Source organism: Tardiphaga sp. OK246 (genome assembly GCF_900188215.1).
GTDB classification, from domain to species: Bacteria; Pseudomonadota; Alphaproteobacteria; order Rhizobiales; family Xanthobacteraceae; genus Tardiphaga; species Tardiphaga robiniae.
The window spans coordinates 145699-171163 of the sequence record NZ_FZOX01000005.1; the positions used below are offsets into that span (position 1 = coordinate 145699).

At 62.9% G+C, this 25465-nt stretch carries 28 protein-coding genes; 21 read left to right on the forward strand and 7 right to left on the reverse strand.

Translation table 11 applies throughout. The features are described from left to right. Positions 1-8: 8 nt before the first annotated feature. The 11 genes from infB (at position 9) to CHC01_RS22170 (ending at position 10946) form a co-directional block, all read left to right on the forward strand. Positions 9-2792 (forward strand): translation initiation factor IF-2, encoded by a 2784-nt coding sequence (infB, locus tag CHC01_RS22120; protein ID WP_089266436.1) that lies wholly within the window; start codon positions 9-11, stop codon positions 2790-2792. Between the two features lie 168 nt (positions 2793-2960). Beyond that, a complete protein-coding gene (gene rbfA, locus CHC01_RS22125; protein WP_068734171.1) occupies positions 2961-3377 on the forward strand; it encodes a 30S ribosome-binding factor RbfA in 417 nt (138 codons plus the stop codon). Further along, positions 3374-4534: a tRNA pseudouridine(55) synthase TruB gene (gene truB, locus CHC01_RS22130; RefSeq protein WP_089266439.1), complete on the forward strand. Its 1161-nt coding sequence runs from the start codon at positions 3374-3376 to the stop codon at positions 4532-4534. Before rbfA ends, truB begins: the two co-directional genes overlap by 4 nt. A 2-nt stretch (positions 4535-4536) precedes the next feature. Beyond that, a complete protein-coding gene (gene rpsO / locus CHC01_RS22135; protein ID WP_068734145.1) occupies positions 4537-4806 on the forward strand; it encodes a 30S ribosomal protein S15 in 270 nt (89 codons plus the stop codon). 25 nt (positions 4807-4831) lie between these two features. Continuing rightward, positions 4832-5128, forward strand: coding sequence for a hypothetical protein (locus tag CHC01_RS32880; RefSeq protein ID WP_068734147.1), 297 nt, complete (start codon positions 4832-4834; stop codon positions 5126-5128). 1 nt (position 5129) lies between these two features. Next, complete coding sequence (gene pnp / locus CHC01_RS22145) at positions 5130-7277, forward strand: polyribonucleotide nucleotidyltransferase (protein ID WP_089266441.1); 2148 nt, start codon at positions 5130-5132, stop codon at positions 7275-7277. Positions 7278-7445: 168 nt separating this feature from the next. After that, positions 7446-7898 carry a MarR family winged helix-turn-helix transcriptional regulator gene (locus CHC01_RS22150; protein ID WP_089266443.1) on the forward strand — a complete coding sequence of 151 codons (453 nt, stop codon included), beginning with the start codon at positions 7446-7448 and terminating at the stop codon, positions 7896-7898. Positions 7899-7927: 29 nt separating this feature from the next. Next, positions 7928-8491, forward strand: a complete 564-nt coding sequence (locus tag CHC01_RS22155; RefSeq protein WP_089266445.1) for an isochorismatase family protein — start codon at positions 7928-7930, stop codon at positions 8489-8491. 1 nt (position 8492) lies between these two features. Next, positions 8493-8822: a hypothetical protein gene (locus tag CHC01_RS22160; protein WP_089266447.1), complete on the forward strand. Its 330-nt coding sequence runs from the start codon at positions 8493-8495 to the stop codon at positions 8820-8822. Next, positions 8819-10063, forward strand: a complete 1245-nt coding sequence (locus CHC01_RS22165) for an MFS transporter (RefSeq protein ID WP_089266449.1) — start codon at positions 8819-8821, stop codon at positions 10061-10063. Before CHC01_RS22160 ends, CHC01_RS22165 begins: the two co-directional genes overlap by 4 nt. Positions 10064-10199: 136 nt before the next feature. Further along, a complete protein-coding gene (locus tag CHC01_RS22170; RefSeq protein ID WP_089266451.1) occupies positions 10200-10946 on the forward strand; it encodes a superoxide dismutase in 747 nt (248 codons plus the stop codon). A gap of 167 nt (positions 10947-11113) precedes the next feature. Here CHC01_RS22170 and CHC01_RS22175 read toward each other — a convergent pair whose 3' ends face one another. Together CHC01_RS22175 and ftsY are read right to left on the reverse strand one after the other, a co-directional pair. Then, positions 11114-11713 carry a septation protein A gene (locus CHC01_RS22175; RefSeq protein WP_089266891.1) on the reverse strand — a complete coding sequence of 200 codons (600 nt, stop codon included), beginning with the start codon at positions 11711-11713 and terminating at the stop codon, positions 11114-11116. Between the two features lie 13 nt (positions 11714-11726). Beyond that, the gene (gene ftsY / locus CHC01_RS22180; RefSeq protein WP_089266452.1) at positions 11727-12671 is read right to left on the reverse strand and encodes a signal recognition particle-docking protein FtsY; all 945 of its coding nucleotides are present in this window, start codon (positions 12669-12671) and stop codon (positions 11727-11729) included. Between the two features lie 163 nt (positions 12672-12834). Between ftsY and CHC01_RS22185 the strand changes: the two genes are divergently transcribed. After that, positions 12835-13470, forward strand: coding sequence for an RluA family pseudouridine synthase (locus CHC01_RS22185; RefSeq protein WP_244558501.1), 636 nt, complete (start codon positions 12835-12837; stop codon positions 13468-13470). A gap of 44 nt (positions 13471-13514) precedes the next feature. On the opposite strand, the gene CHC01_RS22190 is transcribed toward CHC01_RS22185, so the two are convergent. Next, on the reverse strand, positions 13515-14207 hold the full coding sequence (locus CHC01_RS22190) for a RhiA family protein (protein ID WP_089266453.1): 693 nt from the start codon (positions 14205-14207) through the stop codon (positions 13515-13517). A 151-nt stretch (positions 14208-14358) separates the two neighbouring features. Beyond that, entirely contained in the window at positions 14359-15237 is an 879-nt protein-coding gene (gene dapF, locus CHC01_RS22195) for a diaminopimelate epimerase (RefSeq protein WP_089266454.1), read from the reverse strand. A gap of 194 nt (positions 15238-15431) precedes the next feature. Between dapF and CHC01_RS22200 the strand changes: the two genes are divergently transcribed. Both CHC01_RS22200 and CHC01_RS22205 read left to right on the forward strand, forming a co-directional pair. Then, a complete protein-coding gene (locus tag CHC01_RS22200) occupies positions 15432-16172 on the forward strand; it encodes a GyrI-like domain-containing protein (RefSeq protein WP_089266456.1) in 741 nt (246 codons plus the stop codon). A 70-nt stretch (positions 16173-16242) separates the two neighbouring features. Next, positions 16243-16956 carry an SIMPL domain-containing protein gene (locus tag CHC01_RS22205; protein WP_089266458.1) on the forward strand — a complete coding sequence of 238 codons (714 nt, stop codon included), beginning with the start codon at positions 16243-16245 and terminating at the stop codon, positions 16954-16956. A gap of 83 nt (positions 16957-17039) precedes the next feature. Here CHC01_RS22205 and CHC01_RS22210 read toward each other — a convergent pair whose 3' ends face one another. Next, positions 17040-18107, reverse strand: coding sequence for an MBL fold metallo-hydrolase (locus CHC01_RS22210; RefSeq protein WP_176454682.1), 1068 nt, complete (start codon positions 18105-18107; stop codon positions 17040-17042). Between the two features lie 109 nt (positions 18108-18216). Next, positions 18217-18825: an NAD(P)-dependent oxidoreductase gene (locus CHC01_RS22215; RefSeq protein WP_089266459.1), complete on the reverse strand. Its 609-nt coding sequence runs from the start codon at positions 18823-18825 to the stop codon at positions 18217-18219. A gap of 105 nt (positions 18826-18930) precedes the next feature. Between CHC01_RS22215 and CHC01_RS22220 the strand changes: the two genes are divergently transcribed. The 4 genes from CHC01_RS22220 (at position 18931) to rimM (ending at position 21971) form a co-directional block, all read left to right on the forward strand. Beyond that, positions 18931-19341, forward strand: a complete 411-nt coding sequence (locus CHC01_RS22220; protein WP_089266461.1) for a winged helix-turn-helix transcriptional regulator — start codon at positions 18931-18933, stop codon at positions 19339-19341. A gap of 199 nt (positions 19342-19540) precedes the next feature. After that, entirely contained in the window at positions 19541-21058 is a 1518-nt protein-coding gene (gene ffh, locus CHC01_RS22225) for a signal recognition particle protein (RefSeq protein WP_089266463.1), read from the forward strand. Positions 21059-21107: 49 nt separating this feature from the next. Continuing rightward, entirely contained in the window at positions 21108-21440 is a 333-nt protein-coding gene (gene rpsP / locus CHC01_RS22230) for a 30S ribosomal protein S16 (RefSeq protein WP_089266465.1), read from the forward strand. A gap of 6 nt (positions 21441-21446) precedes the next feature. Then, positions 21447-21971 (forward strand): ribosome maturation factor RimM, encoded by a 525-nt coding sequence (rimM, locus tag CHC01_RS22235; RefSeq protein ID WP_089266467.1) that lies wholly within the window; start codon positions 21447-21449, stop codon positions 21969-21971. 3 nt (positions 21972-21974) lie between these two features. On the opposite strand, the gene CHC01_RS32705 is transcribed toward rimM, so the two are convergent. After that, the gene (locus CHC01_RS32705) at positions 21975-22406 is read right to left on the reverse strand and encodes a Rossmann-fold NAD(P)-binding domain-containing protein (protein ID WP_176454683.1); all 432 of its coding nucleotides are present in this window, start codon (positions 22404-22406) and stop codon (positions 21975-21977) included. Between CHC01_RS32705 and trmD the strand changes: the two genes are divergently transcribed. The 3 genes from trmD to leuC all read left to right on the forward strand — a co-directional run bounded on the left by trmD (position 22405) and on the right by leuC (position 25453). Continuing rightward, on the forward strand, positions 22405-23163 hold the full coding sequence (gene trmD / locus CHC01_RS22245; RefSeq protein WP_089266469.1) for a tRNA (guanosine(37)-N1)-methyltransferase TrmD: 759 nt from the start codon (positions 22405-22407) through the stop codon (positions 23161-23163). The genes CHC01_RS32705 and trmD overlap by 2 nt on opposite strands. A gap of 121 nt (positions 23164-23284) precedes the next feature. Then, a complete protein-coding gene (rplS, locus tag CHC01_RS22250; RefSeq protein WP_089266471.1) occupies positions 23285-23683 on the forward strand; it encodes a 50S ribosomal protein L19 in 399 nt (132 codons plus the stop codon). A 354-nt stretch (positions 23684-24037) separates the two neighbouring features. Beyond that, complete coding sequence (leuC, locus tag CHC01_RS22260) at positions 24038-25453, forward strand: 3-isopropylmalate dehydratase large subunit (protein ID WP_089266473.1); 1416 nt, start codon at positions 24038-24040, stop codon at positions 25451-25453. Positions 25454-25465 lie beyond the last annotated feature (12 nt).

The following is a 25465-nucleotide window of genomic DNA, read 5'->3' on the forward strand; positions in this document are numbered from 1 at the left end:
ACTGCTGAATGGTTGATACGAAAACGCCTGGTGACAAGACTCTGAGCGTTCCCAGCAAGACCTTGACGCTCAAGCCGCGCGTCGAGCAGGGCACTGTGCGCCAGAGCTTCAGCCATGGCCGCACCAAGCAGGTGGTGGTCGAGAAGCGCGGCAAGCGCCGTATGCCCGGCGATGCGCCCGCGGCTGCGCCTGTCGCCGCACCAGCAACTGCTGCTCCCGCACCTGTCGAGACTGCTGCACCAGCTCCCGTTGCTGCTGCGCCGGCTGCTCCCGCTGCAACTGCTGCGCCCGCGGCGCCGGTTGCGCGCGCTGCTGCGCCTGCGCCGGCCGCACCGGCTTCCCGCACTGCTGCCCCTTCTCCCGCAGGACGCAGCTCCGCTCCGCCTCCCGCAGCGCCGCCGTCGCGCGCGCCGCAGCGCCCGCAGCCTCCGGCCCGTTCAGGTTCGGGCGTCGTGCTCCGCACCCTGACCGAAGAAGAGCGCAATGCCCGCGCCAGCGCGCTGGCCGATGCCCGCGTGCGCGAGCAGGAAGAGCGTCGCCTCGCCGAGATCGAGGCAGCTCGCCGCAACACCAAGGAATTCAAGGAACAGGAAGAGCGTGAAGCTGCCGAAGCCCGTCGCAAGGCCGAGGAAGAGCGTCACCGCCAGGAAGAAGAAACCAAGCGCCGCGCCGAAGTCGAGGCCAAGCGCCGTCAGGCTGAAGCCGATGCGAAGGCCGCCAAGCCGGCCACGACGACGGCCCGTCCCGGCGCCACCTCAACTACGCCTGCGCGTGCGCCCGGCGTCGCTGCCGACGGCACCGACGAGGATGAAGGTCCACGCGTCATTCGCCGTGGTCCCGGCGGCGCCGCGCGCCCCGTGATCGCGCCGAAGCCCACTGCCAAGCCCGGTCCGCAGAAGGAGCGCGGCCGTCTCACCGTGGTCACCGCGCTGTCGGCCGGCGACGTCCGCGAGCGTTCGATCGCCTCGTTCCGTCGCCGCACCCAGCGTCTGAAGGGTCATCAGTCGAACGAGCCGAAGGAAAAGCTGGTTCGCGAAGTCACGATCCCGGAAGCGATCACGATTCAGGAGCTCGCCAACCGTATGGCCGAGCGCGCCGTGGACGTGATCCGTCTGCTCATGAAGCAGGGCGCGATCCACAAGATCAACGACGTCATCGACGCCGACACCGCGCAGCTGGTGGCCGAGGAAATGGGCCACACCGTCAAGCGCGTTGCCGAATCGGACGTTGAAGAAGGTCTGTTCGACAAGGTCGACGATTCCACCGATACCGAGCCGCGTTCGCCGGTCGTGACCGTCATGGGCCACGTCGATCACGGCAAGACCTCGCTGCTCGATGCGTTGCGTCATGCCAATGTGGTGTCCGGCGAAGCCGGCGGCATCACGCAGCATATCGGCGCTTATCAGGTCACGTCGCCCGAGAGCGGCAAGAAGATCACCTTCATCGATACGCCAGGCCACGCTGCGTTCACCGCGATGCGTGCCCGCGGCGCCAAGGTCACGGATATCGTCATCCTTGTGGTGGCGGCCGATGACGGCGTCATGCCGCAGACCATCGAAGCCATCAACCACGCCAAGGCAGCCGGCGTGCCGATGATCGTGGCGATCAACAAGATCGACAAGCCCGACGCCAAGGCGGAGCGCGTGCGCACCGAATTGCTGCAGCATGACGTGCAGGTCGAATCCTTCGGCGGCGACGTGGTCGACGTCGAAGTGTCGGCGAAGAACAAGACCAACCTCGACAAGCTCCTGGAAATGATCGCGCTGCAGGCCGATATTCTCGACCTGAAGACCAATTCGGAGCGTCCGGCGGAAGGTACCGTGATCGAAGCCAAGCTCGATCGTGGTCGTGGTCCGGTGGCGACCGTGCTGGTTCAGCGCGGCACCCTGAAGGTTGGCGACATTATCGTGGCCGGTGCCGAAATGGGCCGTGTCCGCGCGCTGATCTCCGATCAGGGTGAGACGCTGACCGCGGCAGGTCCGTCGGTGCCGGTGGAAGTGCTCGGTTTCAACGGTCCGCCGGAAGCCGGCGATCGTATGGCCGTGGTCGAGAACGAAGCCCGCGCCCGTGAAATCACCGGCTACCGTGCGCATCAGAAGCGTGAGAAGTCCGCGGCCTCCACCAATGGCATGCGCGGCTCGCTCGAGCAGATGATGAGCCAGCTGAAGACCTCGGGTCGCAAGGACTTCCCGCTGATCATCAAGGCCGACGTGCAGGGTTCGCTTGAAGCGATTCTCGGCTCGCTTGAGAAGCTCGGCACCGATGAAGTCGCTGCGCGCATCCTGCATGCGGGCGTCGGCGGCATTTCAGAATCGGACGTCACGCTGGCGGAAGGCTTCAACGCCGCCATCATCGGCTTCTCGGTTCGTGCCAACAAGGAAGCCGCTGCTGCTGCCAAGCGCAACGGCATCGAAATCCGCTACTACAACATCATCTACGATCTCGTGGATGACGTGAAGAAAGCCATGTCCGGTCTGCTCGCGCCCACACTGCGCGAAACCATGCTGGGCAATGCGCAGATCCTCGAAGTGTTCAACATCTCGAAGGTCGGCAAGGTTGCGGGTTGCCGCGTCACCGACGGAACCGTGGAGCGCGGCGCGAATGTGCGCCTGATCCGCGACAACGTCGTGGTGCACGAAGGCAAGCTGTCGACACTGAAGCGCTTCAAGGACGAAGTGAAGGAAGTGGCGTCAGGCCAGGAATGCGGCATGGCGTTCGAGAACTACGGCGACATGCGCGCCGGCGACGTGATCGAGTGTTACCGCGTAGAGACCATCCAGCGCTCCCTGTAAGTCCAAATCTTACAGAGAGACCGGATTTAAACGAGACGTCATGCCCGGCCTGCGCGAAGCTAGCTTCGCTAGATGGCCGGGCATCCACGTCTTTGAATTTCAAAAGAGCAGTCGTGGATGGCCGGGACAAACCCGGCCATGACGAATTTTGTTTTCGTAGGGAAACCGATGCCCAAGCATCACCAAAAATCTGCCGCGCCGGGCGGCTCGCAGCGTCAATTGCGCGTTGGCGAGCTGATGCGCCACGCGATTGCCGATATCCTGTCGCAGGGTGGGGTCCACGATCCCGTTCTGCAGACCACCATCATCACCGTGCCCGAGGTGAAGATGTCGCCCGATCTCAAGCTCGCCACCGTCTATGTGATGCCGCTCGGCGGCCAGAACACCGAACCGGTGCTGAAGGCGCTCGCGGCGAACAAGAGCTTCCTGCGAACCGAGGTCGCGTATCGCGTGAACCTCAAATACGCCCCCGATCTCCGCTTCCGCATCGATGAGCGCTTCGACGAAGCCGAACGCATCGACAAACTTTTGCGCACGCCTGCCGTTGCGCGCGACCTCAAACCAGACTCGGACGAAAACGAATGACTGTGACGACCCCAGCCGCCGCCCTCGATTCACGCCTCGATGAAGCGGGCAATGGCGAGCCCACCCTGTCTCCGGCCGTGCAGCACGGCGACCACGGTCAGCAAGGTGACCGCGGCAGCAATGACCAGCGTCAGCATCAGGGCCATCGCGGCAATAACGATCCCCGCCATCAGGGCGGCAAGCAGCGTCAGCAGGGCCAGGTCCGGCGCGACAAGCGCGACGTTCATGGCTGGGTGATCCTCGACAAGCCGATCGGCATGACCTCGACCCAGGCCGTCGCGATCGCCAAGCGCCTGTTCCAGGCCAAGCGCGCCGGCCATGCCGGTACCCTTGATCCGTTGGCGTCCGGCGGTCTGCCGATCGCGCTCGGCGAAGCCACCAAGACGGTTCCGTTCGTGATGGACGGCCGCAAGCGCTATCGCTTCACGGTCGCCTGGGGCGAGGAGCGCGATACCGACGACACTGAGGGCCGCGCGACCTTCACCAGCCCGAATAGGCCAACGGCCGACCAGATCCGGGCGCTGCTGCCGCAATTTACCGGCAATATCGAACAGACCCCGCCGCAATACTCGGCGATCAAGATTCAGGGCGAACGCGCCTATGATCTTGCCCGCGACGGTGAGGTGGTGCCGCTGGTTCCCCGACCGGTTGTCATTCACGAATTAGTCCTGACAGAACAGCCAGATAGCGACCATGCCGTGTTCGAGGCCGAATGCGGCAAGGGCACTTATGTGCGCGCGCTGGCCCGCGATATCGGCCGTTTACTCGGCTGCTACGGCCATATCAGTGCGCTCCGGCGTACCCTGGTCGGACCTTTCGCCGAAGCCGACATGATTCCGCTGGAACAGTTGGAGGCTTTGTGCGATAGAGCCGCGTCTGGCGAGGGTAGCCTCGCCGACGCGCTACTGCCCGTTGAGACCGCGCTGGACGACATCCCGGCACTGGCCGTCACACGGGCGGATGCGGCAAGGCTCCATCGGGGCCAGGCCGTTTTGTTGCGCGGACGGGATGCGCCCGATTGTAGCGGCACAGTTTATGTCACCGTGGCAGGGCGATTATTGGCCCTCGCTGAAGTTGGCAACGGCGAACTCATCCCCAAGCGCGTGTTTAACCTGACCGGACTGACCGCCAGTTCGGCCCGCAAAGAAAGTAACTGACGATGTCGATTACCGCAGAACGCAAAGCGGAAGTCATCAAGACCAATGCCAACAAGACCGGCGACACTGGTTCGCCGGAAGTCCAGGTTGCGATCCTCTCCGAGCGCATTGCCAACCTGACCGGACACTTCAAGACCCACACCAAGGACAACCATTCCCGCCGTGGTCTTTTGAAGCTCGTCTCCACGCGTCGTTCGCTGCTTGACTACATCAAGCGCAAGGACGAGGCGCGCTACAAGGCGCTGCTCGAGAAGCACAACATTCGCCGCTAAGCGAAATCACGCGCGCAAAAACCCTTTGCGCGCGTTTTTTGTAGCGGAAGCCATGTGCGGCTTTCGCGATAACGTTCAGAAGCAATCCGGCAACTGGACGATGACGGGCAAGGTGCCCGTCGCGCGGCGCGATCCTCCAAAGATCCCCGCGACCATCGGAAGGATGGACGCCATTCAGAATACCAGAGCCATGGCAGGATCGCCGGACGCTGATTTCGCGACATCGCGAACAGCTTCTTGCCGTCTTGCGCATGGCTTTTGTGTTTTGGACTTCAGTGTTTTTGGCCGTCACGTCCTCCGTGAACCCATGAAAGAAACCTAAGATGTTTAATGTTCACTCCGTCGAGATCGATTGGGGCGGTCGTCCGCTCAAGCTGGAAACCGGCAAGGTTGCCCGTCAGGCTGACGGCGCCGTCATCGCCACCTATGGCGAGACCGTCGTTATCGCCACCGTCGTCGCCGCGAAGACTGCCAAGGATGGCATCGACTTCCTGCCGCTGACCGTCGATTACATCGAGAAGACCTACGCAGCCGGCCGCATTCCCGGCGGCTACTTCAAGCGCGAAGGTCGTCCGACCGAGAAGGAGACGCTGGTCTCCCGCCTGATCGATCGCCCGATCCGCCCGCTGTTTGTCGATGGCTGGCGCAACGAAACCCAGATCGTCGTCACCGTGCTGTCGCACGACATGGAAAACGATCCGGACATTCTCGCGCTGGTCGCCACTTCGGCTGCCCTGACGATTTCCGGCGCCCCGTTCCAGGGCCCGATCGGTGCAGCCCGCGTCGGCTTCATCAATGATGAATACGTGCTCAACCCGACCCTCGACGAAATGGCCGACACCAATCTCGACCTCGTCGTCGCTGGCACCGGCGATGCCGTGCTGATGGTGGAATCGGAAGCCAAGGAGCTCAACGAAGACGTGATGCTCGGCGCCGTGATGTTCGGTCACCGCCACTTCCAGCCGGTCATCAAGGCGATCATCGAGCTCGCCGAGAAGGCCGCAAAGGAGCCGCGCGAGGTCAAGACCATCGATGACAGCGAAATCGAGAAGGAAATGCTCGGTCTCGTCGAAACCGAGCTGCGCGCTGCTTACGCGATCCCTGTGAAGCAGGACCGCTACGCCGCCGTCGGTGCCGTCAAGGCGAAGGCGATGGCGCACTACTTCCCGGAAGGTCAGGAGCCGAAATACGACAAGCTCCGCATCGCCGGCGTGTTCAAGGAACTGGAATCGAAGATCGTTCGCTGGAACATCCTCGACACCAAGAAGCGCATCGACGGCCGCGACCTGACGACGGTTCGTCCGATCGTCGCCGAAGTTGGCGTGCTGCCGCGCGCCCACGGTTCGGCGCTGTTCACCCGCGGTGAAACCCAGGCGCTGGTCGTGACCACGCTTGGCACCGGTGAAGACGAGCAGTACATCGACTCGCTGTCGGGAACGTACAAAGAGACGTTCCTGCTGCACTACAACTTCCCTCCCTACTCGGTCGGCGAGACCGGTCGTATGGGCGGCACCAAGCGTCGCGAAATCGGCCACGGCAAGCTCGCCTGGCGCGCAATCCATCCGGTTCTGCCGGGTCACCACGAATTCCCGTACACCGTGCGCGTGGTGTCGGAGATCACCGAGTCCAACGGTTCGTCGTCGATGGCATCGGTTTGCGGTGCTTCGCTGGCGCTGATGGATGCGGGCGTTCCGATGAAGCGTCCGACGGCGGGTATCGCCATGGGCCTGATTCTCGAAGGCGCACGCTACGCGGTTCTGTCGGACATCCTGGGTGATGAAGATCACCTCGGCGACATGGACTTCAAGGTGGCTGGTACCGATACCGGCATCACCTCGCTGCAGATGGACATCAAGATCGCCGGTATCACCGAAGAGATCATGAAGGTCGCTCTGGGCCAGGCCAAGGAAGGCCGCATTCACATTCTCGGTGAGATGTCGAAGGCGCTCAACAACGCCCGTGCCGAGCTCGGCGAATACGCGCCGCGCATCGAGACCTTCAAGATCGCCACCGACAAGATCCGTGAAGTGATCGGCACCGGCGGCAAGGTGATCCGTGAGATCGTCGAAAAGACCGGCGCCAAGGTCAATATCGAAGACGACGGCACCGTGAAGGTGGCTTCGTCGGATGGTGAGTCGATCAAGGCTGCGATCAAGTGGATCAAGTCGATCGCTTCGGATCCGGAGCTCAACGCGATCTATGAAGGCACCGTGGTCAAGGTCATGGAGTTCGGTGCATTCGTGAACTTCTTCGGCGCCAAGGACGGTCTGGTTCACATCAGCCAGCTCGCCGGCGGCCGCGTGCAGAAGACCTCCGACGTCGTCAAGGAAGGCGACAAGGTCAAGGTCAAGCTGCTCGGCTTCGACGATCGCGGCAAGACGCGTTTGTCGATGAAGGCTGTCGATCAGGAGACCGGTGAAGATCTCGAAGCCAAGCAGAAGGCTGCCGAAGGCGCGACTGCAGCGGAGTAATTTTCGCGACATTGCGAAGTACGAAAGGGCGGCCGATAGGCCGCCCTTTTTGTTTAGCGGCAAGACACCTGCCCCCATCACTGCGAGGTTTGAAACGACACGACGATGTGATCGACAGATATGAAGCTTTCCTTTGTAGTTTTCCTTCATATCCTGTAATCCGAGGTCATGACGGACCATCACGACAACCCCGAAGATGCCCAGGCACTGGCATTGGCGACCGAGATTCGCGACCTGATCGGTCAGGTGAAGCGCAGATTGCGTGAAAAGGCCGGCATCGGCGACCTGACGATGTCCCAGGTGTCGGTGCTGAGCCGGCTGGATCGCGACGGCCCGGCGACGGTGACCCACCTCGCTCGCGCCGAGGGCGTGCGGCCGCAATCCATGGGCGCCACGGTGGCAGCGCTGGAGACCACCGGGCTGGTCAGCGGCACCCCCGATCCGAATGACGGTCGCCAGACCATTTGGGCGCTCACCCCCGCCTGTAAGGAATGGATCCGTGTCGGTCGCGCCGCCCGCGAGGACTGGCTGTTCCACGCCATCCAGAAAACCCTGACCGCCGTGGAGCAGGATCAGCTCGCCGGCAGCATCGGGTTGCTCAAGCGCATCGTCGACGCCTGATCGCGCCGTCGCATTCAAAGGAGAGCTCCATGGCCCTCACCATGCTCGATCCGAACACCGCACTTATTGTCGTCGATCTGCAGCAAGGCATCGTCGCGCTGCCGACGGTGCATCCGATCGGGGACGTCGTGAAGCAGACACGTGTGCTGCTCGACGCGTTTCGCGTCCGCGAATTGCCGGTCGTGCTCGTCAACGTGGCCGGCGGTGCGCCGGGCCGCACCGAACAGCTGCGCCGATCGGTGCCGCTTGCCGAGGACTGGACCGATCTCATCCCTGAACTAGATCAGCAACCCCGCGATATCACCGTGACCAAGCACAGCTGGGGCGCGTTCGCCACAACCGATCTCCAACAGCAACTGAAGTCGCGCGGTGTCACGCAAGTCGTCATCGCCGGTGTTGCGACGGGAACCGGTGTCGAAGCCACTGCGCGCCAAGCCTATGAAGCGGGCTTCAACGTCACGCTCGCCGTCGATGCGATGACGGATATGCGCGCCGAAGCGCATGATTGCAGCATCGCCAACGTCTTCCCCCGTCTCGGTGAGACCGGCACCACGCAGGACGTCATCAACCTGCTCGACAAACGGAGTGCGTGAGATGCTTTGGCTTCATTATCTCGCCTGGTTCTTCGGTGGCGCTTTCCTCATCAATGTGATCCCGCACCTCGTGAGCGGCGTATCCGGCCGGCCGTTTCAAAGTCCGTTCGCGAAGCCGCCGGGCAAGGGACTGTCGTCCTCGACGGTCAACGTGATCTGGGGCTTCGTCAACCTGGTGATCGGCTATCTCCTAGTCGTCCGCGTCGGCGATTTCGATCTGCATTCCACGATCGATGTCACCGCTTTCGGTCTTGGCGCTCTGCTAATGGCGATCTTTACGGCGCGGCTGTTCGGGCGCCTTCACGGCGGCAACACACCGCTCGGTTCATGAGTATATCGGCCACCGGTACGTTCCGCTCGCTGCGCGGTTTCAACTATCGCGTCTGGGCAGGTGGTGCGCTGGTGTCGAATATCGGCTCGTGGATGCAGCGTACCACGCAGGACTGGGTAGTGCTCACGCAACTCACCGACAACAACGCCACCGCGGTCGGCATCGTGATGGCGCTGCAGTTCGGGCCGATGCTTCTGCTGTTGCCATTCACGGGCTATGCCGCCGATCATCTGGATCGCCGCAAGCTGCTGATCGCGACGCAGGTGGCGATGGGGCTGCTGGCGCTTGGGCTGGGACTCCTTCTCCTCAGCGGTCACGTGCAGCTCTGGCATGTCTATGTGTTCGCGTTCCTGCTCGGCTGTGTTGCGGCCTTCGATTTTCCGGCACGGCAGACCTTCGTCTCCGAACTGGTCATCGAGGCCGATCTGTCGAATGCCGTCGCGCTCAACTCGACCTCGTTCAACGCGGCGCGGATGATCGGTCCGGCGGTTGCTGGCCTCTTGATTGCCCATGTCGGCTCCGGATGGGTGTTCATTCTCAATGCGGTCTCGTTCATGGCGGTGCTTGGCTCCCTCATGCTTCTGCGCGCCGATGAGATGTATCCGGCGCAGCGTTCTGCAGGTGGCCGCGGCAGTCTGGTCGAAGGCTTTCGCTATGTCTGGAAACGGCCGGACCTGAAAGCCATCTTGCTGATGCTGTTCCTGATCGGCACCTTCGGTTTGAACTTTCCGATTTTCATCTCGACCATGTCGGTCACGGCATTTCATGCCGGCGCCGGTCAATATGGCGTCCTGACATCGGTCATGGCGATCGGGTCGGTGATCGGTTCGCTGCTGGCAGCGCGGCGCGACAGGCCGCGCATCAGTCTTCTGATCGTCGGGGCCGCTGTGTTCAGCGCGGGCTTCGCCCTCGCCGCCGCCATGCCGAATTACTGGTTGTTCGGTCTTACGCTGATCGTGATCGGTATTGCAGCTCAAACCGTGACCACCTCGACAAGCAGCCTGGTGCAGCTCTCGACCGAGCCGGCCATGCGTGGTCGCGTGATGGCGATCCTGCTAGCCATTGCACTTGGTGGTACGCCGATCGGTGCGCCGATTGTCGGCTGGGCCGCTGATCGATTCGGTCCGCGCTGGGCGCTAGCCATCGGCGCGATCTCGGGAATGGCTGCGGCCCTGGTCGGCCTGCATTATCTCCTGAAGCACCGCGACGGCCAACGCAGCGTCCGGCCCGGTGGATCATGATTCGCCCCATGTGAGACGGTATTTCAGACCTGTGATGTGCTATGTCGCGCTGCGTCACAATGCCCGCACACGAAACTGCCAGAGATGCGGTGCGTATTTGCCAGACGTAGCAGTTCATATTCAAGGGAGAAGCCCCATGTCATCGATGTCCCGACGCCATCTCATGCTCGCTGCGACCGGCATCGCTGCCGCGGTCGTCGCGCCCCGTCTTGCTTTCGCCCAGGCGGCTGCGCCGGCCACCCCTACTGCCGGCAATGCGCCATTCATCCTGCCGCCGCTGACCTATCCGGTCACGGCGTTTGAACCGCATATCGATGCCAAAACGATGGAGATCCATCACGACAGGCATCACGCCGCCTACGTTGCCAACATGAACAATTTTGCCAAGGATACCCCGGTGATCGGCGAGAAGCCGCTGGTCGAGGTGCTCGGCAATCTCAACAGCGTGCCTGACGCGATCCGCACCGGCGTGCGCAACAATCTCGGCGGCCATGCCAACCACACCATGTTCTGGCAGATCATGGGCCCGAATGGCGGCAAGCCGGAAGGCGATGTGCTCGCGGCGATCGATCGCGACCTCGGCGGCCTCGAGAAATTCCAGACCGATTTCAACGCCGCCGGCGGCCGTCAGTTCGGTTCTGGCTGGGTGTTCGTGATCGTCGACAAGGACGGCAAGCTGTCGATCGAGACGCGTCCGAATCAGGACAATCCGATCATGGACGGCAAGCGCGCGCTGATGGGCAACGACGTCTGGGAGCATGCTTATTATCTGACCTACCAGAACCGTCGCGCTGATTATCTCAAGGCGTGGTGGAATACGGTCAACTGGACCAAGGTCGGCGAGCGCTATGCGGCGGCAAAGGCCGGCACGCTGGCGGTGTGATGTTTTCCTTCTCCCCGCTTGCGGGGAGAGGGTGGCGCGGACGAAGTCCGCGACGGGTGAGGGGGAGCTAACGAGTGAAACACTGGCTCCCCCTCACCCGGATTACTCGCTGCGCTCGCAATCCGACCTCTCCCCGCAAGCGGGGCGAGGTTAAGTAAGAGCCGCTTCTACTTCCTCAGATCGCCTTCGTCCGCCGCGCTCTCCGCGAGCGTAGCCGGCTCGATGCCGTAGCGCTTGATCAGCGGCATCTGCGCCACCGCGAAGACCATGGTCAGCGGGATGACGCCGAACGCCTTGAAGGCTACCCAGAAATCCGTGCTCTGGGTGCGCCAGATCGCTTCGTTCAGAAGCGCCATGCCGAAGAAGAACAGCGCCCAGCGCTTCGTTAGCGCGCGCCAGCCTTCGTGTGTGAGATTGAACATCTGGTCGAACATGATGGCGATGAAGGAGCGGCCGAACAACAGGCCGCCGCCGAGGATCGCAGCGAACAGGCCATAGATGATAGTGGGCTTGACCTTGATGAAGGTCTCGTCATGCAGCACCAGCGTCAGCGTGCCGAACACCAGCACGATAACGGCTGTGACAAGCGCCATGATCGGCACATGCTTGACCACGACGTAAGACGCGATCATCGCCGCGACGATCGCCACCATGAAGGCGCCGGTGGCGACGAACAGGTTGAATTTCGCATTGGCGACGAAGAACACGATCAGCGGGCCGAGCTCGGTGGCGAGCTTGAATAGCGGGTGCGGCTGCTTCTTGTCGATCACGTCAGTCATGTCAGCTTTCAATCCCTGCAATCGCCTGCGCGAAATCCTTGGCGGTGAAAGGCGCGAGATCATCGATGCCTTCGCCGACGCCGATGAAATGCACCGGCAATTTGTATTTCTCCGACAGGGCCACGAGGATGCCGCCGCGCGCGGTGCCATCGAGCTTGGTCATCACAAGGCCGGTGACGCCAGCCGTACGATGAAACGCTTCGACTTGCGACAGCGCGTTTTGTCCCACTGTGGCATCGAGGACCAGCAGCACCGCATGCGGCGCTGTGGCATCGACCTTCTTGATCACGCGCACGACCTTTTCGAGCTCGACCATGAGTTCGGTCTTGTTCTGCAGGCGGCCGGCGGTGTCGATCAGCAGCACGTCGCGTTTGTCGTCGCGGGCCGCGGTGACGGCGGTGAAGGCGAGGCTCGCGGAATCCGAACCCTGCGCGCCGGCGATGACCGGCACCTTGTTGCGCTCGCCCCAGACCTTGAGCTGCTCGATGGCTGCCGCGCGAAACGTATCGCCGGCGGCGAGCATCACCTTGCGGCCTTCGGCGGAGAAGGTGGACGCCAGTTTGCCGATGGTGGTGGTCTTGCCGGAACCGTTGACGCCGACCACGAGGATCACGAACGGCTTGTGCGAAGTATCGATCACCAACGGCTTGGCGACCGCCGAGAGCACTTTCTCGACTTCGGTGGCCACAACGGTTTTGACCTCGTCGGCGGAGATCGCCTTGTCATAGCGGCCATGGCCGACGGCGGCGGAAATCCGCGCCGCCACTTCGGTACCCAGATCGGCGCGCAGCAGCACGTCCTCGATGTCCTCGAGCATGACGCGGTCGAGCTTGCGCTTGGTCACGAGGTCGGCGACCGCGGTGCCAAGGGCGCTCGAGGTGCGCTTCAACCCGCCGGAGAGCCGTCGCCACCAGCTCAGTTTTGGCGTTTCGGGAGTGTCGCTCATGTCGGGGGTGTGTTAGCCGTTTCGCGCCATGATTCAAAGTATGACCAGTGAAAGTGACGAAGACGTAAGCTTGGAGGCCGAGCCCCGGCTGGAACCCCGCACCGACGCGGTGGAGCTGACCGAGGCCGAGATTCTGGCGCGGGTGCTGCACCGTGACGGCCTGATGCTGGTGATCGACAAGCCGGCTGGCCTGCCGGTGCATCGCGGCCCCAAGGGCGGCGCCAATCTTGAAACATCGTTCGAATTCCTGCGCTATGGCCTGCCGCGTGCACCCGTTCTGGCACATCGGCTGGATCGCGACACCTCGGGCTGCCTGGTGCTCGGCCGGCACCGCAAGGCGACAGCGTCGCTGGGCCTGCTGTTCAAGCACAGCCGTATCCGGAAGACCTATTGGGCGGTGGTCGAGGGCGGGCCTGTCGAAGATTCGGGCGTGATCGACATGCCGCTCGGGCGGCTCAATGCCGACCGGGGCTGGTGGATGAAGCCGGATCCCGAGGGGCTCAAGGCCGTCTCGAACTTCACCGTACTCGGCCGCGGCGGCGGCATGAGCTGGCTGGCGCTGGAGCCGGTGACGGGTCGCACGCATCAGCTCCGCGTGCACTCGGCATCGTCAGGTTTTCCGATCGTCGGCGACAATATCTACGGCAATGGGCCAAGGTTTGGCGAGCCAACGCTGCATCTGCATGCGCGGGAGATCGTGATCCCGATCTCGCGCAACAAGGACCCGATTCGTGTCGTCGCGCCGGCCCCGCCGCATCTGCATGAGCGGCTGAAGGAGTGCGGCTGGAACGGGGAGTAACGCGTCGGGATAGCGCGCAGCACCCGCGCTATAACAGGCCACGCTCACGCGGCAGCGCCGTTCTGAACTGTCACCGTGCCATCGGGGTTTAACGTGACGGTGAGTGCACACATGTTCGGTTCGAAAACCAATGGCACGACGACCGCCAGCTTGGACGGATCGAAGATTTCGCCCTGCACGACATCAGCGAGCGTCATCCAGTATCTCGCCGTCGACGTGAACGTAAATGTCATGTTCGGTGCGGCCTGCATCACCTCGGTTGCTGATCCGGCCATGCCAATGCCGACGCTGGCCGTGTCCATCGGGATCGTTCCGTCGCATGTGATCATCAGGGAGTCGCTTTGCCCCTGCCGCTGGTTGATGAAGCCAAAGGCCCCGCTGTCATAGGTCAATGTCACGAGGCTGCTGGCGGGCAGCGTCGCGGGAAGGACCTCGACCGCAGCGAATGTGATGCCCGGCGCGAGGTTGCCGCTCTCCATCCAGACGAAGTCATGGGTCGGCTGCCACGAAAAGATCAGCTCTGTCCTGGGACTGACCCGCATGACGAACCAGGCAGGGACAAGCCCGGAAGGCGGGTTCTGGCTGGACTGAAAGCAGACGAATGTCTGTGTTGAAGCGCTGTTATTGAAAAATTTCAGTTCGTAAACCGGCAGGCCACCCGCAATGGCCGATGCAGCCGTCGCACCGGGCTCGCCATTTCTGTGGTCTGCGAAATTGATGCGGACGACTGACGGCATGCCCCACCTCCATCGCGCACCGTTGCGATGGCGCGTAGGATCAATATATCGCAACCATTGGTTGAATGAAAGGGGCGTCTGTCTAAAACAATGTGGGCGATGGATGCGTAGCTCACGAACAGATCGATTGCCCGGGGACGCGAAGCTTGTTTCAGGCGACCGAAGCGAACAGCTTCGGATCGAACGTGCCTTCATATTCAAACGCGGCCGGCCCCGTCATCAGCACGTGGTCGTCGCTCTCGCGCCATTCGATGGTGAGTTCACCGCCGGGCAGCGTCATATGCACAGTGCGATTGGTCCGACGCAGGCGAGCGGCGGCAACAGCGGTTGCGCAAGCCGCGGAGCCGCAGGCCTTCGTCAAGCCGGCGCCGCGCTCCCAGGTACGCATCACGATGTGATCGCGATCGACGATATGAGCCAGCGTGATATTGGCACGGTCCGGGAAAATCGGGTGGTTTTCTAAGAGCGGGCCGAACTTCTCGAGGTCATAGGCCTGGATGTCGTCCACCCAGAAGATCGCATGAGGGTTGCCCATCGAGACCACTGACGGGGTGTGCAGGATTGGCGCGTCGATCGGGCCGATCTGCAGCTCGATGCCGCGGGTGTCACGGAATTCCTCGGCCAGCGGAATGTCCTGCCAGCCGAACTTCGGCGTGCCCATGTCCACCGTGTAAAGGTCAGGCGCGGGGCCTTGCCAGCAATTGATCAGGCCGGCCTTGGTCTCGAAAGTCAGCGCCGTCCTGTCGCGGCCGGCACCGGCAAAAGTCTGCCGCGCCACGCAACGCATGCCGTTGCCGCAGGCGCCCGCCTCGGAGCCGTCATTGTTGTAGATCGAGACGAAGGCGTCGGTGCCGGCCAGTCGGGGCTTCTGCAGCACCATCAACTGGTCATAGGGTACGCCTTCGGGGGTGGCAACGGCGCGGGCGTCGGCAGGCGTGATACCGGATGCCGTATCGCGCAGGTCGATCACGACGATCTCGTTGCCGATGCCGTTCATCTTGGCGAAGGAATGGTTGGCCAGTGCGCTCATGCTCGGTCCCGTTGATCTCAGCCTTATATGGCGAGGCCGGGCAGATTGGCCAGTGCGGCGATTCTGTGTCGGCTGTTTTGAATGGCCCTGCGCAATTTGGGGAGGGGACGAAAGCCGCGGCTGCGTGTTACCATGATGCCGTATCGCGCATGTTGCCGGACGCTGCGCGCAGGATGTCACTGGAGACCCTTCGAATGACCCGTTCTCGCCTGTCCCGCCTCGCCACTGCGGCGCTGATCCCGGCAGCCGCGCTGACGCTGAACGCCGCGGCCTGGGCACAATCTCCGCCTGCCACGCCGCCAGCGGCAAGCTCCCCGGCCACCCCGCCCGCGCCGGCGACACCAGCTCCGGCGGCAACGGCTCCCGCCACACCCGCTCCCGCCACACCGGAGACGCCGGCCCCCGCCGCGCCGGCAACGCCGCCCGCCGCGGCGCAGGCCCCTGCAACGCCACCCGCGCCTCAGGTCCAGGTTGCTGATCCGTTCGGCGAGGAAATCACGCTGTCGCCGAAGCAGATGGTGACGTTCGTCGGCAAGGCCAATTGGGATTCGGCCTTCGATACGCTGATGGATGCGTTCAAGCAGATCACGACCGTGCTCGACAAACAGGGCGTCAAATCATCCGGCAATCCGATGATCGTCTATACGACCACCGACGACACCGGCTTCACCTTCCTCGCGGAAATCCCGGTCGATCAGGAGGTGAAGAACCTGCCGAAGGCGATGAAGATGGGCCTGTCACCGGATGGTAAGGCGCTGAAGTTCGTCCATCGCGGCTCCTACGACAATATGGACAACACCTATGAGGCGATCACCAATCACCTCGACGACAAGAAGTTGGAGGCGAAGGACACCTTCATCGAGGAATACATGACCGATCCCTTGAAGACGGCGGAAGACAAGCTCGTCATCAATGTCTATGTGCCGCTGAAGTAATAGAAGCGAAGGCCAGCGATAAGGAATCTCTGGTCATAAAGAAGCCTTGGACGGTCGCGAGAGATCGGGCATGAAAAATCATCTGACTCTGGCCGTTTTCGGCATTGCGCTCATCGCCACTCCTGCGCTCGCGCAGGTCAATCCACCGCCGGTGATTTCCGTCTCCGGCGAAGGCACCGTCTCGGTGCCGCCGGATCTCGCTGTCGTCGATGGCGGTGTCACGACTGATGCCAAGACGGCACGCGAGGCCGCCGAGGCCAACAATACCGCGATGGCCAAGGTGTTGGCGGCCCTGAAGAGCGCGGGCATCGCCGAGAAGGACATGCAGACGTCGCGGCTGTCGCTGTTTCCGCAATATGCGCAGCAGACCCGTCCCAATCCCAATCCTGGCCCCAACGTCATCTCGGGTTATCGTGCGAGCAACCGCGTCACCATCCGCGTACGCGACGTGACCAAGGTCGCCGGCACCATCGACGCGCTGGTGTCGTCGGGCGCCAATGAGGTTGGCGGCATCAATTTCATGGTGACCAAGGCGTCGCAACTTCTCGACGATGCGCGCAGCGACGCGATTGCGGATGCGCGGCGCAAGGCAGAGATTTACGCCAAGGCTGCCGGCGTCAAGCTCGGCGCGCCGATCAGCATCTCCGAGGACTCCGGCAGCGCGCCAGCGCCAATGATGTTGCGCAAGATGGGCGCCGATGTGGCATCGGCTCCGGTGGCGCAAGGCGAGGAAGTGCTGCGCGTGAATGTCAGCGTGAGCTGGGAAATCAAGCCGGCGCAGTAACTACAAACTCGGTCATGGCCGGGCAAAGCGCGAAGCGCGGCTTCGCACTGGTCGGGCATGACGACTGAGAGTTCGTGCTCTCCTTAAATCTCCACCACCTGTCCCGGCTTCAGCGCCATAAATTTCTCGCTGGGCAATTCCGCCGCGCTGCATGCGGCGGCCAATCCTTTCACCGGCCCGTCGATCGCCTCATCGGTGAGCTGGAAGGTCGAGTGATGGCTGGCCAGCGCCTGCTGTGCGCCGCAGTCACCAAACGCCTTCACGGCATCTTCCGGATTCATGTGCTGGTCCTTCATGAACCAGCGCGGCTCATAGGCGCCGATCGGCAGGATCGCGAGCCTGATAGCACCATGGGCCTCGCGCACGCGGCGGAAGTGCAGGCCGTCGCCATAGCCGCTGTCGCCGACGATGTAGATCTTGCCGGCTGGCGTCTCCAGCACGAAGCTCGCCCACAGCGACTTGTTGCGATCGAACAGGCCGCGTGCCGTCCAGTGCCGCGTCGGCACCAGCGTCACGGCGAGGCCGCCGCCAAGCTCGACGCGATCTGTCCAGTCATAGGCCTCGGCCTTGATGGTGCTGTCGGCACTGGTCATGGTGGCATCGTTGCCGAGTGGTGTGATCACCCGCGGTGCAAATTTGGCTGATAGCTTCGATAGCGTCGGAAGATCGAGGTGATCATAGTGACCGTGCGACACCAGCACGACATCGATCTTCGGCAGCCTGTCGAAGGCGATGCCCGGCGCGTTGTGGCGCTTCGGGCCGGCAAACGGGAATGGCGATACACGATCCGACCACACCGGGTCGAACAGGATGTTGATCCCGGCTGTCTGGATCAGCCAGCTGGCGTGACCGACGTAACAAAAACGAACGCCTGTGCCCTCGACCTTCGCCGGCGGCGTATCGGCAAACTCGTTCTCGACCCAGTCGGGCCAGACCTCCCGGGTGCGGCCGCCGCCGAATTGCCAGCGCAGCACTTCACCGAACGACCTGGGCGGCACCCCATCGGGATCGAAAAAGATCTTGCCGTCGAAGTGATCGGAGACGGGGCCGTCATAATTGGTCATACGGGAAGCCCAGATGGCCGACAGCCCCACTGTGGCTGCGGCGAGACCGCCCAGCGACGTCAGAAGGCGGCGGCGGGTGAGAATCATGGAGCTGGATCAAATCCGGTGGGACGACGGGCTGCGCCCAACGAGGCGCAGCCCGCATCACATGGAATTTGTCAGTGGATTCCGCAACCCGCGCCGATCCTTTGTTCGCTCAGTAGCCGACGGTGAACCGCTTGCGTGCATGCGCAGGCGTCTCGATCTCGTCGGCCATGGCGATGGCATAATCCTCAAAGGAAATGCTGCTGCCCTTGTCGTTGGCGAGCAGTTGATCGCTGCCAAGCCGGAATGTCCCGGTGCGCTCGCCCGGGATGAACAGGGCCGAGGGCGACAGGAAGGTCCAGTTGAGCTCCTTGTCGTGGCGCAGGATGTCGAGGAACAGGCCGCCCACCGCGGCCTCGGCCCGGTATTCCGCCGGAAATCCCGGGGTCTCGATCAGCTTCAGGCCGGGAGCGACTTCGAGGCTGCCGGCGCCGCCGACCACCAAATAGCGCGGAACGCCCGCCGCCTTCACGGCCGCGATCAGCTTGTGCGGGTCGCTGACGAGGAAATGGATCGCGCTGACGGCGACGTCGTGGCCCTTCAGGGCGGCAGTGAGACCGGCAGCATCGTTGGCGTCGGCCTTCAGTGGCGTCACCCCGGCCAGAACAGGGGCTTTCTCCGGGTTGCGGGCGATGGCGGTGACGGTATGACCGCGGCGGGACAGTTCAGCGACAATTTGCGAGCCGGCGCGGCCGGTGGCGCCGATCAGGGCGATTTTCATTTGATATCTCCATGTAGTAACCAATAGAAACTTGCTATTCATTTCGGCAGTAGCTGTGAAGAAGGCACTTTTGCGTTAGCTGGTTACCCCGAGGAGACCGCCGCCATGCAGACCGATATCGAAAGCGCCGCCCAGCGCTGGAAAGCCGGCAACGTCTATGCGAGCAGCTGCCCAACCCGGCTGGTTCTGGACCGGATCGCCGATAAATGGGCGGTTCTGGTGCTGGGCCTGCTCACGGACGGCCCCGTTCGCTTCAACCAGCTGCGGCGGCAGATCGAGGGAATCTCGCAGAAAATGCTGTCGCAGACCCTGAAAAGCCTGGAGCGCGATGGCCTGGTGAGCCGCAAGGCGATCCCCACCGTGCCGGTCACGGTCGAATATGCGATCACTCCGCTCGGACGAACCCTGTCGGATACCGTCGATGCGCTGCGGGTCTGGGCTGAAAACCATATGGGCCAGGTGCTTGAGGCACAGCAGCACTATGATGCCGGCGGAACCCGGAGCGCGGCCGCCTGACCAGGCGATCGCCCTGCAAACCTTGACTTATCGGGCTCCAGCACTGTAAATCCCGCCACTTCTCGAAAAGTTCTCTTTTCGACCCGCCGACCGGTCCTGGAGACCGGAGGTCAACGCCCGACAGCGCGATGCGCCCTCGGGCGCAAAAGTGTTTGGTTATTTGCCATCATGGGGATGGCACGAGCGGAAGCGACAATCGATGTTCGACAGTCTGTCGGAACGGCTTGGCGGAATTCTCGATCGGCTCACCGGGCGCGGTGCGCTGTCGGAGGCTGATGTCGATGCCGCCATGCGCGAAGTCCGCCGGGCGCTGCTCGAGGCCGACGTCTCGCTCGACGTGGTCCGCAGCTTCATTGATCGTGTCCGTGAACAGGCCATCGGCGCCACCGTCGTCAAGTCGGTCACCCCCGGCCAGATGGTCGTCAAGATCGTCCATGACGAGCTGGTCGCCACGCTCGGCGCCGACGGTGAAGGCGGCATCGATCTGCAAGCCGTGCCACCCGTCGCCATCATGATGGTCGGTCTGCAGGGTTCCGGTAAAACCACCACCACTGCAAAGCTCGCCCGCCGTCTCACCCAGCGCGACAAGCGCAAGGTGCTGATGGCCTCGCTCGACGTCTATCGTCCGGCCGCCATGGAACAGCTCGCGGTGCTCGGCCGCGATCTCGACATCCAGACGCTGCCGATCGTCGAAGGCCAGAAGCCCGCTGAGATCGCCAAGCGCGCGCTGTCCGCTGCGAAGCTCGGCGGCTACGACGTGGTTCTGCTCGACACCGCCGGCCGCACGACGCTCGACGAAGAAATGATGTCGGAAGCGATCGAGATCAAAGCGATTGCTAACCCGCACGAAGTGCTGCTGGTCGCGGACGCGCTGACCGGTCAGGACGCCGTCAATCTTGCACGCTCCTTCAACGAACGCGTCGGCCTCACCGGTATCGCGCTGACCCGTGTGGACGGCGATGGCCGCGGCGGTGCTGCACTCTCGATGCGTGCGGTCACCGGCAAGCCGATCAAACTGATCGGCACCGGTGAAAAGACCGATGCACTGGAAGACTTCCATCCGAGCCGCATCGCCGGCCGCATTCTCGGCATGGGCGACGTCGTCTCGCTGGTCGAGCGCGCCGCTGCGAATATCGACGCCGAGAAAGCTGCGCGCACCGCCGAGCGCATGCGCAAGGGTCAGTTCGATCTCACCGACATGCGTGAGCAGCTGATCCAGATGACCAATATGGGCGGTCTCTCCGGCCTGATGGGCATGATGCCTGGCATCGCCAAGATGAAGAACCAGATCGCCTCCGCCGGTCTCGATGACCGCGTGGTGAAGCGCCAGATCGCGGTTATTGATTCAATGACGCGTCAGGAGCGCAAGAATCCCGACCTCCTCAAGGCCAGCCGTAAAAAGCGCATCGCTGCCGGCGCCGGTCTCAAGGTTGAGGAAGTCAACAAGGTGCTGAAGATGCACCGGAACATGGCCGACATGATGAAGGCCATGGGCTCCGGCAAGCGCGGCCCGATGGCCGGCATCGCGCAAGCCATGGGCTTCGGTGGCGGCGGCATGCCGTCACCCGAACAGATGAAGGCGATGGCCGAGAAGATGCCGGGCGGTCTGCCGCAGGGCATGCCGTCATTGCCGAAAGATTTCCCGGGCCTGTCGGGCCTGGGCAAACCGACGCTGCCGGGACTCGGCGGCTTTCCCGGTCTCGGGAAAAAGAAATAACGCGACCCATTCAACTCACATTCAAATCGAACATACTTAGGAGAATCCCATGTCCGTCGTCATCCGCCTCGCTCGTGCAGGCACCAAGAAGCGCCCCGTCTATCACGTCGTCGTCGCCGACTCGCGTTTTCCGCGCGATGGCCGCTTCATCGAGCGTCTTGGCTACTTCAATCCGCTGCTCGCCAAGGACAATGAGCTGCGCCTGAAGCTCGACCTCGACAAGACCAAGGCCTGGATCGCCAAGGGCGCACAGCCGTCGGATCGCGTGGCTCGCTTCCTCGACGCCGCTGGCGTTCAGAAGCGCGAAGCGCGCAACAATCCCGAGAAGGCCGTGCCGCGCAAGGAGCGCAAGGCCAACGCTGAAGCCGCCGCTAAGAAGTAAGGCGGAATGACCTCCGCGCAAATCTGCGTCGCGCGCATCGGCGCGCCGCATGGTGTGCGCGGTCAGGTCCGGCTGTGGACCTTCACCGAAGATCCATTCGCCGTGTGCGACTACGGTCCGCTTGCCACCAAGGACGGCAAGCGGAGTTTCGAGGTCGATGATGTCCGCGAGGCCAAGGGCCATTTGGTCGCGACGCTGAAAGGCGTCGCGTCCCGCGAAGACGCCGAGCGCCTCAATGGCGTCGAGCTCTTTGTGGCGCGCGATGCGCTGCCCGACACCGAAGACGATGAATATTACCACGCCGACCTGATCGGCCTCGCTGCGGTCAATGCCGCGGGCGATGCGATCGGCCGTGTCGTCGGTATCCATAATTTCGGCGCCGGCGATATCATCGAGATCGCGCCGCTAGAGGGCGCGACCCTGCTGTTGCCGTTCACCAATGCGGTGGTGCCAACGGTCGATATCAAGGCCGGCAAGGTCGTGATCGAATTGCCCGGTGAGATCATCGGCGACGATCCCACCGCGGCGTAGGGTTTACGCTTTCAACGCCTCCGCTATCGTTGCTGCGAACGGCGTCGTCTTCCGCCCGATCAGCTTACTCAGCGTATGGCTGTCATCGAACAGCGCGCCGTCGGCTGCCGCCGTGTTTGACGTCGCGATCAGATCCGCGAGTTCTTCCGGAAGGCCCGCATTGAACATGATGGCCTTGAATTCGGCTTCCGGCAGACGAACGTATGGGACTGTTTTGTCGCTCTGCCTTCGGTCGAATATCGGCTGTCGCCGCTCGGACAATCGGCCCTCGGGCCGCTGGCCGGCCTGATCGACTGGGCTGAGCGCAGCTTCGCGGAGATCAAGGCCGCTCGCGCCGCCTTCGATGCCGGTGACACCAGCGAGCAGATGTCGGCGGCCTGACGCGGCGATCGCCGGGGTTTGACGCCTCGCGCCGGACGCGCGATGGAAGGCCATGACTTCCGATCCTTCATCCGCGCCATGGCGCGCGACGGTGCTGACGCTGTTTCCGGAGATGTTTCCGGGTCCGCTCGGCATCAGCCTTGCTGGCAAGGCGCTGGCTTCCGGCCTGTGGGTGCTGGAGGCACGGGATATCCGTGCCTCGGCCACCGACAAGCATCGCAGCGTCGATGACACGCCGGCCGGCGGCGGGCCGGGCATGGTGCTGCGGGCTGACGTGCTGGCGGCGGCGATCGATGCGGCGGATGCGCAGGATCGCCCCAGGCTCGTCATGAGCCCGCGTGGTCGGCCATTGACCCAGGCGCGAGTGGCGGAGCTGGCGGCCGGGCCGGGGCCGCTGATCGTCTGTGGCCGCTTCGAGGGCATCGATCAGCGCGTCATCGACGCGCGAGGGCTCGAGGAAGTCTCGATCGGCGATTATGTGCTGTCCGGCGGCGAAATCGCCGCCATGACGCTGATTGACGCCTGCGTCCGGCTTCTGCCGGGGGTCATGGGTAAGTTAGCGTCTGGAACCGACGAGAGTTTCTCCGACGGGCTACTGGAATACCCGCAATACACTCGCCCGCAGACCTTCGAGGGCCGCCAGATCCCGGATGTCCTGATTTCCGGCGACCATGCGAAGGTGGCCAAATGGCGGCTGGCCGAGGCGGAGGCGCTGACCGCGGAGCGCCGGCCCGATTTATGGGCGGCTCGCCCGAAAGCCCCGGAATCGGGCAGAAAGCGAAAACCGCCAAAAATCACGACGGGCGAGTGACAGAGACGGTGACAACGGCTTCGCTTTCCCGTATAGCAGCGCCAAATCCGTGCAATGGCAGGGTAAGAGTTTCGAGCGCAGCCCGCGCAACATCTGGGCGCGCCGCCGATGGAGATTTTCGATGAACCTGATTCAGACGCTTGAAAAAGAGCAGTTCGACCGCCTTTCCGCCACCAAGTCGATCCCGGAATTCGGTCCCGGCGACACCCTCATCGTCAACGTGAAGGTTGTCGAAGGCGAGCGCTCCCGCGTGCAGGCCTATGAAGGCGTCTGCATCGGCCGTAACGGCGGTGGCATCAATGAGAGCTTCACCGTTCGCAAGATTTCCTACGGCGAGGGTGTCGAGCGCGTGTTCCCGCTGCTCTCCCCGATGATCGACTCGATCAAGGTTGTGCGTCGCGGCAAGGTGCGTCGCGCCAAGCTGTATTACCTGCGCGATCTGCGCGGCAAGTCGGCCCGCATCGTCGAGAAGAAGACCGAGCGTCCGGCCAAGGTCGCGGCTGTGGCTGCAGCTAAGTAATTTTCCGCATCATCGAATGTGCGAGACGAAAAGCGCGGCGCAAGCCGCGCTTTTTTGTTACGTGAAGACTGCATACCTCCGTCGCATTGGCGTCGTGATCGCTGAGTGCTATATGACTGGAATGTTTCTAGACCTGCACCAGCACGCTTTGCGCATCGTCATCGACGATCATAGTCGGCTGCCCGGTCGCTTCTTCGGTCGCTTCACCACGTCGATCGTGGGCGCGCTTAGAAGCGCGTGAGCAATCTCACGCGTTTCTTTTCCCGTTTCTCAGTTGCTCGCTTTGCGCCGTCGATGCGGCGAATCATTTAGCAGCACGCAACTGGCCCACGTTTTCTTTTGAGGCCTGATCTCATGACTGACTCTGCAAAGCCGACCACCCTGTACGACAAGATCTGGAACGACCATTTGGTCGAGGAAGCCGCTGACGGCACCTGCCTGCTCTATATCGATCGCCATCTGGTGCACGAAGTGACGAGCCCGCAGGCGTTCGAAGGCCTGCGTGCCGCCGGCCGCCGTGTGCATGCGCCAGAGAAGACGCTCGCCGTCGTCGATCACAACGTGCCGACCACCGATCGCACCAAGCCCAATCCCGATCCGGAAAGCACCGAGCAGATCGCGACTTTGGCCGAGAACGTGCGTGAATTCGGCATCGAATATTACAACGAGTTCGACAAGCGTCAGGGCATCGTTCACGTCATCGGCCCCGAGCAGGGCTTTACGCTGCCGGGAACGACGATCGTTTGCGGCGACAGCCACACCTCGACGCATGGCGCATTCGGCGCGCTGGCGCATGGCATCGGTACGTCGGAAGTCGAGCACGTGCTGGCGACGCAGACGCTGATCCAGAAGAAGGCGAAGAACATGCGCGCTACCGTCGACGGCAAATTGCCCGACGGTGTCACCGGCAAGGACATCATCCTGGCCATCATCGGCGAAATCGGTACCGCCGGCGGCACCGGCTATGTGCTGGAATACGCCGGCGAGGCGATCCGCGCTCTGTCGATGGAAGGCCGCATGACGGTCTGCAACATGTCCATCGAGGGCGGCGCCCGTGCCGGCCTGATCGCGCCCGACGAGAAGGCCTATGAATTCCTGAAAGGTCGTCCGATGTCGCCGAAAGGCGAGATGTGGGAACAGGCCGTGCGCTATTGGGAAACACTGCTCTCCGACGAAGGCGCGCATTTCGATCACGAGATCCGTCTCGATGCGGCGAAGCTGCCGCCGATCGTCACCTGGGGCACCTCGCCCGAGGACGTCATCTCGATCTCCGGCAAGGTGCCGAACCCCGCCGACATCGCGGATGAAGCAAAGCGTCTCTCCAAGGAGCGTGCGCTGGCCTATATGGGTCTGACCGCAGGTACGAAAATCACCGACATCAAGCTGGATCGTGTGTTCATCGGCTCCTGCACCAATGGCCGCATCGAGGATTTGCGCGCCGCGGCCAAGGTCGTCGACGGCAAGATCGTCAACGGCCATGTCTCGGCGATGATCGTGCCGGGCTCGGGTCTGGTGAAGGAACAAGCGGAAGCTGAAGGCCTCGACAAGATCTTCCTGAAGGCCGGCTTCGAATGGCGCGAGCCGGGCTGCTCCATGTGCTTGGCGATGAACCCCGACAAGCTGGCGCCGGAAGAACGCTGCGCCGCCACCTCGAACCGCAACTTCGAGGGTCGTCAAGGCCACAAGGGTCGCACCCATCTGGTGTCGCCGGCGATGGCGGCTGCGGCTGCGATCGCGGGACACTTCGTCGATATCCGCGAGTGGCACTAATCTAGCTGCACA